Here is a 13,904-nt window from a genome sequence, read left to right on the forward strand (position 1 = left end):
ACCGCGGCCGCCACCGAGTTGCGCTGCGTGCCTCCGTCTCAGGCCGACGACACCGGCAGTACGTCCGGGGACAGGGAGGCCGCTCGGGCCGTCGCCGCTGTCATACGGCGGCGGTGGTGGCGGCGGCAGAGGACCTCGTAGCCGATGTCGTCGGGTTGGTTGACGTCGCCGACGACGACTTGGGCGCCCTCGACGACCATGTGGCCGCCTATGGTGCGGGCGTTGTGGGTGGCGCGGGCGCCGCACCAGCAGAGGGCTTCCACCTGGAGGACTTCCACGCGATCGGCGAGCTCGACCAGGCGCTGGGAGCCGGGGAAGAGTTTCGAGCGGAAGTCGGTGGTGATGCCAAAGGCATAGACGTCCAGGCCCAGATCGTCGACGACGCGGGCGAGTTGGTCGATCTGCTCGGGGGCGAGGAACTGGGCCTCGTCGGCGATCACGTAGTCCGCTCGGCGGCCCTGGGAGAGGTGGTCCACGAGGTACCCGTAGAGGTCCTGGCCGTCCTCGACCTCCACGGCGTCGGTGACCAGGCCGAGGCGTGAGGAAAGCTTTCCCTCCCCCGCGCGGTCGTCACGCGTGAAGATCATGCCCTGGAGGCCGCGCGCGGAGCGGTTGTGCTCTATCTGGAGGGCCAGCGTCGACTTCCCGCAGTCCATGGTTCCGGAGAAGAACACCAGCTCGGGCATGTTGAGTTGAGCACCTTTCGGCAACGACGGCGACGGGACGGGGCAGGACGGGGGCAGGGCTTCAGGAGCGTACTTCGAGGAGCGGGACCAGTTGTTCGACGGCCGTCATCGAGCCATGGTTGCCGACCATCGCCGACTCCTTGGGCTCCCGCTCGGTCGCGATGATCAGGACGTCGTCGCGGGCGGCGGCGACCACGTCGCCGATGCGGGCGTACACCCGTTCGTCGACGGCCGGGCCGAACCAGCCCGCGGCGATCGCCTCGTCGCGGGAGGCGATCCAGAACTGCTCGCCCAGCACCTCGCGCCAGCAGGTCAGGACGTCCGACTCGGCGCCCGGCAGTGCGTAGACGTGGCGGGCGCGCCCCTCGCCGCCCAGCAGGGCGACCCCGGCGCGCAGTTCCCAGTCCTCGTCGAAGTCGATGCGGTGCTGCTCGTCGAACGGGATGTCGATCATGCCGTGGTCGGCGGTGACGTACAGCGCGCTGCGCGGCGGGAGTTGCTCCGCCAGCCGCTGGACCAGCCGGTCGACATACATGAGTTGTCCGCGCCAGGCGTCCGAGTCGAGGCCGAAGCGGTGGCCCGCGCCGTCCAGCTCGGAGTAGTACGTGTAGATCAACGAGCGGTCCCCGGCGGCCAGTTGCTCGGCGGCCAGGGCCATGCGGTCCTCGCCGGAGAGACGGCCGTGGAAGGTGCCGCCGCTCAACGCGATCTGGGTGAGGGGGGTGTTCTGGAAGATCGGGGAGGTGACCTGGGCGGTGTGGACGCCCGCGTCGTCGGCGAGCTGGAAGACCGTGGGGTACGGCTGCCACACGCGCGGCGCGGTCCACGGCTGCCAGCGGAGCTGGTTCATCAGCTCCTCGGTCTCGGGGTTGCGGACCGTGTAGCCGGGCAGCCCGTGCGCGCCCGGCGGCAGGCCGGTACCCACGGAGGCGAGGGAGGTCGCGGTGGTGGCGGGGTAGCCGGCGGTGATGGGGCGGCCGGTGCCGCCGCGCGAGGAGGCCAGCAGCGAGGTCATGAAGGGCGCCTCATCCGGGTGCGCCTTCAGCTGCTCCCAGCCCAGTCCGTCGATCAGGAACACACAGGCGCGGTCGACCTCGGTCAGTTCCGGTATCGCGGCGGTCGTACCGGGCACTCCCATGCCCGCCGCGAGGGTCGGCAGGAGATCGGCGAGCGAGCCGGTGCCGTACTCCGGAACGGGTGCGGAGCCGACGGCGAGGGGTTCCGGGTGGTCCCAGGTGGGCACTGCCATCAGCGGGCGGGGTCCGCGGTCGCCTCGGAGAGGGACTGCGCGAAGGCGAGGGCCTGACGCACCGTCTCCGGGCCGTCGCCGGCCTCGCTGACGCGCAGGCTCAGGTCGTCCGCCGTCGAGCTGCCCGTGTACCCGTGGTCCGCCTCGCAGTTGGGGTCGCCGCAGGCGGCGGGCTCCAGGTCGATGCGGGAGACGGCGCCCCAGCCGATGGTCAGGACGACCTCGCGGGGCAGGGTGCCCGGGGCGTACGACTCGGGGTTGGCGACGACCCGGCTGACCACGACCGACGAGATCCGGCCGATCTTCACCGACTCGGTGGAGGTCGTGGCGTACGGCGTCGGCGACGTGCTGTCCGCGGCCTGCTCGTCGGTGTGACTGACGATGAAACGGTTGCCGGTGAGGACGAGCACGGTCACATGCCGGCGCACCTCGTTCGCGTCGAACGTGGTCTCCTGATGGACCAGGTACGACTTGATGGCCTCGCCGCCGACAGCGGCCTCCACCGCCTCGGCCACGAGGGCCGGGTAGTAGCCGCTGCGCTCGATCGCCGCACGCAGCCCCTGGGTCGTCGTACTGGTCTTGGCCATGACGCCCATCCTACGGGGAGGCACTGACTGCGAGGGACCGCTCCGCCGTCTCTGTCGTGGACGGAACAATGCACACCCTCAGTACACGGGACACACCCTCAGTACACGGGACACCCTCCGTACACGGAAAGCGTCCTCAGTACGCGGGAAGCGTCCTTGGGCCGAGGTCGTCGCGGGCGGGTGGGCGCGCGAGCCGTACGGTGGCGCCGAGCACGCTCAGTCCGTGCGGGGCCACGACGACCGGTTCCAGGGAGACCGCCACGACCTCGGGGTGGTCGTCGACCAGGCGGGACACCCTCAGCAGCAGCTCTTCGAGCGCCTCCGTGTCGACCGGGGCGGACCCCCGCCAGCCGAAGAGGAGCGGAGCCGTCCGGATGGACCGGACGAGCGAGGCCGCGTCCCGCTCGGTGGCCGGAATCAGCCGGTGCGCCATGTCCCCGAGCAGCTGCGACGCGGGACCGGCGAGCCCGAACGAGAGCACCGCTCCGGCCGCCGGGTCGACCACGGTCCGTACGATCGTGTCGACCCCGCGCGGGGCCATGCCCTGGACGACCGGACGCAACTCCGCCGGCTGCCCGAACAGCTCCGTCAACTCCGCGTACGCCCGCCGCAGTTGTTCCTCGTCCGCCAGGTCCAGCCGTACGCCGCCCAGGTCGGCGCGGTGCCGCAGGTGCGGGGCGGTCGTCTTGAGGGCGACCGGGTAACCGATGGCCCGCGCCGCCGTCACGGCCTCGTCCGGCGTGGGCGCGGGCCGGGCCTCCCGCACGTGGATGCCGTACCGGGCGAGCAGCGCGCCCGTCTCCGCAGCACCGAGCGTGAGCCCCTCCCCCCGCGCCAGCAACGCGTCGATCTGCTCGGCGGCCCCCTTCTCGTCGATGTCCTCGTACTCGGGCACCCTCCCGGGCTCCGCCGCCTCCCGCCGCCACTGCGCGTACTTCACAGCTTCGGAGAGCGCCCGAACGGCTCGCTCGGCGGCGGGATAGGCGGGGATGAGATGGGCCTCGGAGGGGGATGCCTCTGGCACCTCGGTGGGCAGTCGTTCCACAGGGCGACGGGGGTCCCCCCGCTCGAGCGAAGTCGAGAGTGGGAGAGGGTGGGCACCGCCTACAGCGCCGGGTGCCTTTGCGCCAACCTGTGGCGCGGTACTGGCCGCAGCCGACAACGCCTCAGCAAGCCCACCCAACTCGACGTGCACAACAAGCACCGGCTTCGAAGGATTCGCAGCAACAGCAGAGCGCAAGGCCTCCGCCAAGGCCGCGTCATCCGGCGTGATCTCCCCCAGCGCCGGTATCGCCGTCACCACCACCGCATCGCACGACTCGTCCACCAACGCCCGCGACAACGCCGCGTAGAAGTCCTCCGCCGAGGCCCCGGTGGTCAGGTCCAACGGAGGCAACGGCCGCAACCCCTCGGAGAGGCACGCGTCGTACGTGAGCATCCCCAGCGACTCCGAGTTGCCGAGGATCGCCACGCGGGGCCCCGCCGGCAGCGGCTGCCGGGCGAGCAGCAGCCCGGCGTCGACCATGTCCGTGATCGTGTCGACGCGGATCACCCCGGCCTGCCGCAGCACCGCGGACACGGTGGTGTGGGGCAGCCGGGTGGCGCGTACGGCATGCCCCTGCGGAGCCGCCCCATGGCGTGCGCCCTGGACCACGACGAGGGGCTTGACCGCCGCCGTCCGCCGGGCGAGCCGGGCGAACTTGCGCGGGTTGCCGATGGACTCGAGGTACATCAGTACGACATCGGTGTCCGGGTCCTCGTACCAGTACTGCAGGACGTCGTTCCCCGACACGTCGGCCCGGTTGCCGGACGACACGAACGTCGAGACGCCCGTGACCCCGGTGACCCCTCCCCCGCGCCGGTGCAGCCGGGACAGCAGCGCGATCCCGATGGCGCCGGACTGGGCGAAGAGGCCGATGCGCCCCGAGCGCGGCATCTCGGGGGCGAGCGAGGCGTTGAGCCGCACGTCGGGGGCGGTGTTGATGATCCCGAAGGCGTTCGGCCCGATGATGCGCATGCCGTAGGTGCGCGCCTGGCGTACGAGTTCGCGCTGGCGCTCGCGGCCCTCGGGGCCGCTCTCGGCGTACCCGGCGGAGAGGATCACGAGCCCCTGCACGCCGTGCTCACCGCACTCGGCGACGATCTCGGGAACGTACTCGGCCGGGACGGCGACGACCGCGAGGTCGACGGGCCCTTCGATGTCGCCGATGTTCCGGTGGGCCGGGACCCCGTCGAGTTCCTTGTCCTGGACGGCCTTGTTCACCGCGTACAGCCGACCCGTGAACCCTGCGTCCCGCAGGTTGGCGAGCACGCTGCGGCCCACTCCGCCCGGTGTGCGCCCGGCGCCGATGACGGCGACCGAGCCGGGGGCGAGCAGGCGCTGGACGGACCTGGCCTCGGCGCGCTGCTCCCGCGCGCGCTGCACGGCGAGGGAGCGGTCGGTGGGCTCCAGGTCGAACTCCAGGCGTACGACGCCGTCCTCGAAGCTGCGCTTCTGCTGGTATCCCGCGTCGGTGAACACCTTGATCATCTTGGTGTTGGCGGGCAGCACCTCGGCGGCGAAGCGCCTGATGCCTCGCTCGCGGGCGACGGCGGCGATGTGTTCGAGGAGGGCGGAGGCGACGCCGCGGCCCTGGTGGGCGTCCTGGACGAGGAAGGCGACCTCGGCCAATCCAGAAGGGGCGAGCGCGGAGCGCTCTCCGGCAAGGGCGGTGGTGGGAGACGGGTGGGCTGGTGCCGACGCGGGCATTCCGTCGGCGCCGATCCGGTCGTAGCGTACGGTGGCGATGAACTCGCCGCCGACGGTGGCGGCGAGCCCCACCCGATCCACAAAGTCGTGGTGCGTGAAGCGGTGGACGTCCTTGGCGGACAGGCGAGGGTACGGCGCGAAGAAGCGGTAGTACTTCGACTCGTCAGAGACCTGCTCGTAGAAGCTGACCAGGCGCTCGGCGTCATCAGCGGTGATGGGCCGGATGCGTGCGGTGCCGCCGTCGCGCAGCACCACGTCGGCCTCCCAGTGGGCGGGGTACTCATGCCGGTCCGACGAGGTCTGCATGGGCCCCAGAGTAAGGCTCGCGTCCGACAACGGCGCGGGACAGTCTGGGGAAACAACAGAAGCACGACGCCGGTTCGCGGTCAGGCCGTGGGCCCCGTTCCGGCACGCTTCACGATATGGGAAACTGGTCTAGACAACCCGGTCTAGACCTCTTAGAGGTACCCGATACACCTGAAGGGCAGCATCACATGGCTGAGCGCCGCGTCAACGTCGGCTGGGCCGAGGGCCTCCACGCCCGACCCGCATCCATCTTCGTCCGGGCCGCCACGGCCTCCGGTATCCCCGTGACGATCGCCAAGGCCGACGGCAACCCCGTCAACGCGGCCTCCATGCTGGCGGTCCTCGGCCTCGGCGCCAAGGGCGGCGAGGAGATCGTCCTCGCCTCCGACGCCGAGGGCGCGGACGTCGCGCTCGACCGTCTGGCGAAGCTCGTCGCCGAGGGCCTCGAGGAGCTTCCCGAGACCGTCTGAATGACGCGATAAAGGCCCGAAAGGCCAGAAAAGGGCTCGTCCGATTCATCGGGCGGGCCCTTTGCATTTCCATGGCGCGAGGAGGGGTGCGAGGAGGGAAAAATGTTCTGCGGGCAGCAGAAATAACACCCCTCGAATTCCTACCCTCTTTGTATACGGCTCCCGTGTTAATGACGCAGGCTCGGCGTGTTTACGGGGTGTTGCGAAGTCCTCACACGATCCGGGCGCTCGGCCGCGCCAAGCGCGCCAGGCCCGCCGGGCCCACTCGGGAATCGGAGCCGGTGCGCGGCGGTGGCGCGCTCGGTGTGCAGGGCGGTGATCGTCCGCGCGCGCTCGCTGTCGCCGCGCGCGACCGCGTCCACGATGCCGCCGTGCTCCGCCCAGGACTCCACGGGGTTGGCCGGCGCCTCGACCGCGTACATCCAGGCGATCTTGTGCCGCAGCTGGGCGAGTGTCGAGGTCAGGGCGGGGCTTCCGGAGGCCTGGGCGAGCGTCTCGTGGAACCAGCCGCCCAGCGAGCGCAGATCCTCGCTGTTGCCCCGCCTGGCCCGCTCCTGGCCCAGCCTGACCAGGCCGCGCAGCACCTTGAGGTGCGCCTCGGTGCGGCGCTGGGCGGCGCGGGCGGCGCCCAGCGGCTCCAGCAGCATGCGCATCTCCAGCAGGTCGGCGGCCTCCTGCTCGGTGGGCTCGGCGACACACGCGCCCGCGTGCCTGCGGGTCACCACGAAGCCCTCGGCCTCCAGCGTGCGCAGCGCCTCGCGCACGGGGACACGGCTGACGCCGTACCGGCGCGCGAGCAGTTCCTCGGTGAGACGGCTGCCGCGCTCGTAGACACCCGCGACGATGTCATCACGGATCGCCGTGCATACCGAGTGCGCCGGAATACGCATGACCGACCTCCGCCTTAATCCCCGTGAAACGTCGCTGATTGACGTGTGTTCAAGCGACTCTATTGCAGCGGGCCGGAATTTCCGATGGCGGGTCGGAATCCATGGATATTTTTTGGACAGGAGGTACGTCACAACGGACAAGGGCGTACCTCACAACGGACAAGGCGTACGTCGCAACGAGGAAAGCCCCGGCTGGGTGAGCCGGGGCCTCCTGAAGCGCTGAGCGGTTCGTCAGACGTTCACGCCGTGCGAGCGCAGGTACGCGACGGGGTCGATGTCCGAGCCGTACTCGGCGGTCGTCCGGGCCTCGAAGTGCAGATGCGCGCCGGTGACGTTGCCGGTCGCACCGGAGAGGCCTATCTGCTGGCCGGGGGTGACCGTCTGGCCGACGGAGACGGCTATGGACGACAGGTGGCCGTACTGGGTGTACGTGCCGTCGTTCATCTTGATGACGATGTTGTTGCCGTAGGCACCACCCCAGCCCGCCTCGACGACGGTGCCGGAGCCGACCGCCAGGACGGCCGTGCCGGACGCCGCGTGGAAGTCGACACCGGTGTGGCTGCCGGAGGACCAGACGGCGCCACCGGTCTTGTAGCCGGTGGAGACGTACGAGCCGCTGATGGGGGCGACATAGGAGTTGAGGCGCTCGCGCTCGGCGGCGCGGGCGGCGCGCGCCTTGGCCTCCTCCCGCTCCTCGGCCGCCTTGCGCTCCTGCTCGGCCTTCTCGGCGGCGGCCTTGCGGGCCTCCTCCTGTGCCTTCTGCTTGGCGGCGGCCACCTCGGCGGCCTGCTGCTGGGCGATGGCCTGGGCGTCGACCTGCTCGGCGACCGTGTCACCGAGCGCGATGATCTGGTTCAGGCCGGTCTGCTCGGGGGCGGGCTCCGCGGCGAGCGCCGGGACGGACACGGTGCCGATGACACCGGTGGTCGTGAGAGCGGCGACGCCCACGGTCCTCGTGGTCGTGCGCTGCACGCGGCGGGGACGGCGGTGCTTCCCGGGGGCGCGGGTGAACGCCATGAAGAGGCTGGTCCTTTCCTTCCCTCTCGCCTACCGGGTTAGCTGACGGGTTCGGAGCAGGAAGGTCTCCTACGGAAGCCCCTCGTTTCGCGGCGCTTCGCGAAGGGCGTCCGATTCACCCCAGGGACTGCGGTGGGTCCCCGGCTCCCCTGGCTCGCGCCGTACGGGGACTCGGCGATGACTGTCCGGTGCCGCGGGCGCGGCGAACTGCTGGCGAACAGCCGGACTGACGCTAAGCGGGCCGCCGTTGAAATAACAAACGCATCACGGGTTTTGAGGCGTACGCCACAGGGCAGACGTGCAACCTCCCCCATCAATATGGACAAACGGGCCCCTGGTGACTCTTCCGTCACCAGGGGCCCGTAATGCGCGTACTTCTGCCCCAGCTCTACTCGGCCTCTACTCGGCCGGTACGACGGTGACTTCGCCGATGCCGAGGGCCCTGACCGGCTCCTCGATCTGGGCGGCGTCACCGACGAGGACGGTCACCAGACGGTCCACCGGGAAGGCGCTCACGGCGGCCGCGGTGGCCTCCACGGTGCCGGTGGCGGCGAGCTGTTGGTACAGCGTCGACTGGTAGTCGTCCGGCAGGTGCTGCTCGACCTGGTCGGCCAGCGTGCTCGCCACGGCCGCGGCCGTCTCGAACTTGAGGGGGGCGACCCCGACGAGGTTCTGCACGGCGACGTCGCGCTCGGCGTCGGTCAGCCCCTCTGCGGCGAGGGTGCGCAGCACCGTCCACAGGTCGTCCAGCGCCGGCCCGGTGTTCGGGGTGTCGACGGAGCCACTGATGGCGAGCATCGCGACACCCGACCCGTCGGGCGCGGAGCGCAGCACCTGGCCGAACGCGCGCACACCGTAGGTGTAGCCCTTCTCCTCGCGCAGGACGCGGTCCAGCCGGGAGGTGAGGGTGCCGCCGAGGCAGTAGGTGCCGAGCACCTGAGCCGGCCACACGCGGTCGTGCCGGTCGGCGCCCACACGGCCGATGAGCAGCTGCGTCTGGACGGACCCGGGGCGGTCCACGATGACGACCCGCCCGGTGTCGTCGGCGCTCACGGGCGGAACGGGGCGCGGCTTGGCCGCAGAGCCGGTCCAGGCGCCCAGGGTGTCGCCGAGCAGCGCGTCGAGGTCGACCCCGGTGAGGTCGCCGACGACCACGGCGGTGGCCGTGGCGGGGCGTACGTGGTTCTCGTAGAAGGCGCGTACGGCCGCGGAGTCGATCCGCTCGACGGTCTCCTCGGTGCCCTGGCGGGGGCGCGACATGCGTGAGGCGGCCGGGAACAGCTGCTTGGAGAGCTCCTTCGCGGCGCGGCGGCCCGGGTTGGCGGTCTCGTGCGGGATCTCGTCGAGCCGGTTCGCCACCAGGCGCTCGATCTCGCTGTCCGCGAACGCGGGGGCCCTGAGGGCGTCGGCGAGCAGGCCCAGGGCCTTCGCCAGCCGTGAGACGGGAACTTCGAGGGAGAGCCGGACGCCGGGGTGGTCGGCGTGCGAGTCGAGGGTGGCGCCGCAACGCTCCAGTTCGGCGGCGAACTCCTCGGCGGAGTGCTTGTCGGTGCCCTCGGAGAAGGCCCTGGTCATGATCGTGGCGACGCCGTCCAGGCCGGCGGGCTCGGCGTCCAGGGGAGCGTCGAGGAGGACCTCGACGGCGACGACCTGCTGGCCGGGGCGGTGGCAGCGCAGCACGGTCAGGCCGTTGTCCAGCGTGCCGCGCTCGGGTGCCGGGAACGCCCAGGGCCTGGCCTCGCCGGCCTGGGGCTGCGGGTGGAAGTCCATGGTCGCGAGCTCGGTCACTTCGCCGACTCCTCGTTCTCGTCGGTGGTCTCGGCGGTTTCCGTCTGCGTGGCCTCCGTCTCGGCGGCCTCCGCCTCGGCCTCTTCGCCTGCGACGGGCTCGTAGACGAGCACCGCGCGGTTGTCGGGCCTCAGGCGCGCCTTGGCGACCTCCTGGACCTCCTCGGCGGTCACGGCGAGCACACGGTCGACGGCGGTCAGGGCGAGCTTCGGGTCGTCGAACAGCACGGCGTAGCGGCAGAGTTCGTCGGCGCGGCCCGCGACCGTGCCGAGCCGGTCCAGCCACTCGCGCTCCAACTGGGCCTGGGCGCGCTCCATCTCCTCCGCCGTGGGGCCCTCCGCGGCGAACCGGGCGAGTTCCTCGTCGACGGCGGCCTCGATGACGGGCACCTCGACGTCGCCGGAGGTCTTCACGTCCATCCACGCCATGGAGGGAGCGCCGGCCAGGCGCAGCAGGCCGAAGCCGGCCGTCACGGCCGTACGGTCGCGGCGTACGAGCCGGTTGTACAGGCGGGAGGACTCGCCGCCGCCGAGGATCGTGAGCGCCAGGTCGGCGGCGTCGCACGCGCGCGTGCCGTCCTCGGGCAGCCGGTAGGCGGCCATCAACGCGCGCGCGGGGACGTTCTCCTCGACGACCTCACGCAGCTGCTCGCCCATGGTGTCGGGCAGCGCACCGCCACGGGGCTCGGGCTTGCCGTCGTACGCGGGGATGGAGCCGAAGTACTTCTCGATCCACGCGAGTGTCTGGTCCGGGTCGATGTCACCGACGACGGAGAGGACGGCGTTGTTGGGCGCGTAGTAGGTGCGGAAGAACTGACGGGCGTCCTCCAGGCTGGCCGCCTCCAGGTGCTCCATGGAGCCGATCGGCGTGTGCCGGTAGGGGTGTCCCTCCGGGTAGGCCAGGCGGAAGATCCGCTCGAAGGCGGTGCCGTACGGCACGTTGTCGTAGCGCTGCCGGCGCTCGTTCTTGACGACGTCCCGCTGGTTGTCCAGGTTCTTCTGGTCGAGCGCGACCAGCAGGCTGCCCATGCGGTCGGCCTCCAGCCACAGCGCGAGCTCCAGCTGGTGGGCGGGCATGGTCTCGAAGTAGTTGGTGCGCTCCCAGCTGGTGGTGCCGTTCAGCGAGCCGCCGGCGCCCTGGACCAGCTCGAAGTGCCCATTGCCCTTCACCTGACCCGAGCCCTGGAACATCAGGTGCTCGAAGAGGTGGGCCAGGCCCGTACGGTCCTCGACCTCGTGGCGCGAACCGACGTCGTACCAGAGGCACACGGCGGCGACCGGGGTCAGGTGGTCCTCGGAGAGCACCACCCGCAGGCCGTTGTCCAGGCGGTGCTCCTTTACTGTCAGGCCTCCGGAGCCTGCCTCGGCTGTGGCCGTGTGACCCATGGGCATGTACGTCCCCTCGATCGCGAGAGCGGTCGGTGAAAACCGCGGTTGTCCTGCCGGTCCTGCCACTGTATGCAAGCGTGCGGACGCCCGGCGAAGTTCCCGGACGAGGTACGCCGAGAGCGAGATCCCGTAGCCTGCGGGCGGTACGCCCTGGCCCCGGGGGCCGCCCAAGCACCGGGTCATGGTCCGCGTTGTCAGTGCGGCAGTCCACAATGGTCCGCGTCAGATCCCGTTCATGTGGCAGCAAGAGTGAGCCGAAGGGGCGAACGCCCCGCAGGCGAGCGACCAGGAAAACAGGAGGAGCCGGCAGCGATGGCCCGCCGCAGCACGAAGACCCCGCCGCCCGACGACGCGTACGAGGAGCGGATCCTCGACATCGACGTGGTCGACGAGATGCAGGGCTCCTTCCTGGAGTACGCGTACTCGGTCATCTACTCCCGAGCCCTGCCGGACGCCCGCGACGGTCTGAAGCCGGTGCACCGCCGCATCGTCTACCAGATGAACGAGATGGGCCTGCGCCCCGACCGCGGCTATGTGAAGTGCGCCCGCGTGGTCGGCGAGGTCATGGGTAAGTTGCACCCGCACGGCGACTCGTCGATCTACGACGCCCTGGTGCGCCTCGCCCAGCCCTTCTCCATGCGGCTCCCCCTGGTCGACGGCCACGGCAACTTCGGCTCACTGGGCAACGACGACCCGCCGGCCGCCATGCGGTACACCGAGTGCCGGATGGCCGACGCGACGAGCCTGATGACCGAGTCGATCGACGAGAACACGGTCGACTTCGCCCCGAACTACGACGGCCAGGAGCAGGAGCCGGTCGCGCTGCCCGCCGCCTTCCCGAACCTGCTGGTCAACGGCTCGTCCGGCATCGCCGTCGGCATGGCCACCAACATGCCGCCGCACAACCTGGGCGAGGTCATCGCTGCCGCCCGCCACCTCATCCGGTATCCGAACGCGGACCTGGACGCTCTGATGAAGCACGTCCCGGGCCCCGACCTGCCCACGGGCGGCCGGATCGTCGGTCTCTCCGGGATCAGGGACGCGTACGAGACGGGCCGCGGCACCTTCAAGATCCGCGCCACGGTGGCGATCGAGAACGTGACGGCCCGCCGCAAGGGTCTGGTCGTCACCGAACTGCCGTTCACCGTCGGCCCGGAGAAGGTGATCGCCAAGATCAAGGATCTGGTCGGCTCGAAGAAGCTGCAGGGCATCGCCGACGTCAAGGACCTCACCGACCGCCAGCACGGCCTGCGTCTCGTCATCGAGATCAAGAACGGCTTCGTGCCGGAGGCCGTCCTGGAGCAGCTCTACAAGCTGACGCCGATGGAGGAGTCCTTCGGCATCAACAACGTGGCGCTGGTCGACGGCCAGCCCCTCACCCTCGGCCTCAAGGAGCTCCTGGAGGTCTACCTCGACCACCGCTTCGAGGTCGTACGACGCCGCTCGGAGTTCCGCCGCGGCAAGAAGCGCGACCGGCTGCACCTGGTCGAGGGTCTGCTCACCGCGCTGGTGGACATCGACGAGGTCATCCGGCTGATCCGCTCCAGCGAGAACTCCGCGCAGGCCAAGGAGCGCCTGATGGAGCGCTTCTCCCTGTCGGACATCCAGACGCAGTACATCCTCGACACCCCGCTGCGCCGCCTCACCAAGTTCGACCGCATCGAGCTGGAGTCGGAGAAGGACCGGCTCAACGCCGAGATCGCGGAGCTGACGCGCATCCTGGAGTCGGACGCGGAGCTGCGCAAGCTGGTCTCCGGTGAACTGGCCGCGGTGGCGAAGAAGTTCGGCACCGAGCGCCGTACGGTGCTGCTGGAGTCCTCGGGCGCTCCGGTGGCCGCGGTTCCGCTCCAGGTGGCGGACGACCCGTGCCGGGTGCTCATGTCCTCGACGGGGCTGCTGGCCCGTACGGCGGGCGGCGAGCCCTTCGCGGAGGGCGACGGCAAGCGCGCCAAGCACGACGTCATCGTCTCCGCCGTCCCGGCGACGGCCCGGGGCGAGGTGGGCGCGGTGACCTCCACCGGCCGCCTGCTGCGTCTGAACGTGATCGACCTGCCCCAGCTGCCGGAGACGGCGACGGCCCCCACCCTCTCGGGCGGCGCCCCGCTCACGGAGTTCCTCTCCCTCCAGGACGGCGAGACGGTCGTGTGCCTGACGACGCTCGACGAGTCGTCGCCGGGGCTGGCCCTCGGCACCGAGCAGGGCGTCGTCAAGCGGGTGGTGCCCGACTACCCGTCCAACAAGGAGGAACTGGAGGTCATCACCCTCAAGGAGGGTGACCGGATCGTCGGCGCGGTCGAGCTGCGCACCGGCGAGGAGGACCTGGTCTTCATCACGGACGACGCCCAGCTGCTGCGCTACCAGGCCTCGCAGGTCCGCCCGCAGGGCCGTGCGGCCGGTGGTATGGCCGGCATCAAGCTCACCGAGGGCGCGAAGGTCATCTCCTTCACGGCCGTCGACCCGGCCGCCGACGCCGTCGTCTTCACGGTGGCGGGCTCACGCGGCACCTTGGACGACTCCGTCCAGACCACGGCCAAGCTGACCCCCTTCGACCAGTACCCCCGCAAGGGTCGCGCCACGGGCGGCGTCCGCTGCCAGCGGTTCCTCAAGGGCGAGGACTGCCTGTCCGTCGCCTGGGCGGGCCCCGCTCCGGCCCGTGCCGCCCAGAAGAACGGGACCCCGGCGGACCTCCCGGAGATGGACCCGCGCCGCGACGGCTCGGGCGTCTCCCTGGGCAAGACGGTGGCGTCGGTGGCGGGACCGGTGTGACCGCTTCG

Annotated in this window: 10 protein-coding genes and 1 riboswitch; of the genes, 2 read left to right on the top strand and 8 right to left on the bottom strand. The window is 70.8% G+C overall.

Features of this window, described 5'->3' with window-relative positions:
• Positions 1 to 38 precede the first annotated feature (38 nt).
• The 4 genes from CES90_RS08505 to CES90_RS08520 form a co-directional block, all read right to left on the bottom strand.
• On the bottom strand, positions 39 to 686 hold the full coding sequence (locus CES90_RS08505; protein WP_189780628.1) for a thymidine kinase: 648 nt from the start codon (positions 684 to 686) through the stop codon (positions 39 to 41).
• 61 nt (positions 687 to 747) lie between these two features.
• Complete coding sequence (locus CES90_RS08510) at positions 748 to 1,935, bottom strand: alkaline phosphatase family protein (RefSeq protein WP_189780629.1); 1,188 nt, start codon at positions 1,933 to 1,935, stop codon at positions 748 to 750.
• Positions 1,935 to 2,522, bottom strand: a complete 588-nt coding sequence (locus tag CES90_RS08515) for a DUF5998 family protein (RefSeq protein ID WP_189780630.1) — start codon at positions 2,520 to 2,522, stop codon at positions 1,935 to 1,937. Before CES90_RS08515 ends, CES90_RS08510 begins: the two co-directional genes overlap by 1 nt.
• 136 nt (positions 2,523 to 2,658) lie before the next feature.
• Positions 2,659 to 5,577 carry a bifunctional acetate--CoA ligase family protein/GNAT family N-acetyltransferase gene (locus CES90_RS08520; RefSeq protein ID WP_189780631.1) on the bottom strand — a complete coding sequence of 973 codons (2,919 nt, stop codon included), beginning with the start codon at positions 5,575 to 5,577 and terminating at the stop codon, positions 2,659 to 2,661.
• Between the two features lie 188 nt (positions 5,578 to 5,765).
• Between CES90_RS08520 and CES90_RS08525 the strand changes: the two genes are divergently transcribed.
• Entirely contained in the window at positions 5,766 to 6,047 is a 282-nt protein-coding gene (locus tag CES90_RS08525; RefSeq protein WP_189780632.1) for an HPr family phosphocarrier protein, read from the top strand.
• Between the two features lie 167 nt (positions 6,048 to 6,214).
• Here the strand turns inward: CES90_RS08525 and CES90_RS08530 are convergent, their stop codons facing one another.
• From CES90_RS08530 to CES90_RS08545, 4 genes are all read right to left on the bottom strand, one after another.
• Positions 6,215 to 6,937, bottom strand: a complete 723-nt coding sequence (locus tag CES90_RS08530) for a GntR family transcriptional regulator (protein WP_189780633.1) — start codon at positions 6,935 to 6,937, stop codon at positions 6,215 to 6,217.
• Positions 6,938 to 7,168: 231 nt separating this feature from the next.
• Positions 7,169 to 7,954 (bottom strand): M23 family metallopeptidase, encoded by a 786-nt coding sequence (locus CES90_RS08535; RefSeq protein ID WP_189780634.1) that lies wholly within the window; start codon positions 7,952 to 7,954, stop codon positions 7,169 to 7,171.
• 12 nt (positions 7,955 to 7,966) lie between these two features.
• A riboswitch (cyclic di-AMP (ydaO/yuaA leader) is annotated at positions 7,967 to 8,141 on the bottom strand.
• A gap of 212 nt (positions 8,142 to 8,353) precedes the next feature.
• Complete coding sequence (locus tag CES90_RS08540) at positions 8,354 to 9,742, bottom strand: M16 family metallopeptidase (RefSeq protein WP_189780635.1); 1,389 nt, start codon at positions 9,740 to 9,742, stop codon at positions 8,354 to 8,356.
• The gene (locus CES90_RS08545; protein WP_189780636.1) at positions 9,739 to 11,133 is read right to left on the bottom strand and encodes a M16 family metallopeptidase; all 1,395 of its coding nucleotides are present in this window, start codon (positions 11,131 to 11,133) and stop codon (positions 9,739 to 9,741) included. Before CES90_RS08545 ends, CES90_RS08540 begins: the two co-directional genes overlap by 4 nt.
• Positions 11,134 to 11,442: 309 nt before the next feature.
• On the opposite strand from CES90_RS08545, the gene CES90_RS08550 reads away from it, so the two are divergent.
• Positions 11,443 to 13,896, top strand: coding sequence for a DNA gyrase/topoisomerase IV subunit A (locus CES90_RS08550; protein ID WP_189780637.1), 2,454 nt, complete (start codon positions 11,443 to 11,445; stop codon positions 13,894 to 13,896).
• The last annotated feature ends 8 nt before the right edge of the window (positions 13,897 to 13,904 follow it).

The sequence above is a fragment of the Streptomyces capitiformicae genome (genome assembly GCF_002214185.1).
In the GTDB taxonomy this organism is placed as follows: Bacteria; Actinomycetota; Actinomycetes; order Streptomycetales; family Streptomycetaceae; genus Streptomyces; species Streptomyces capitiformicae.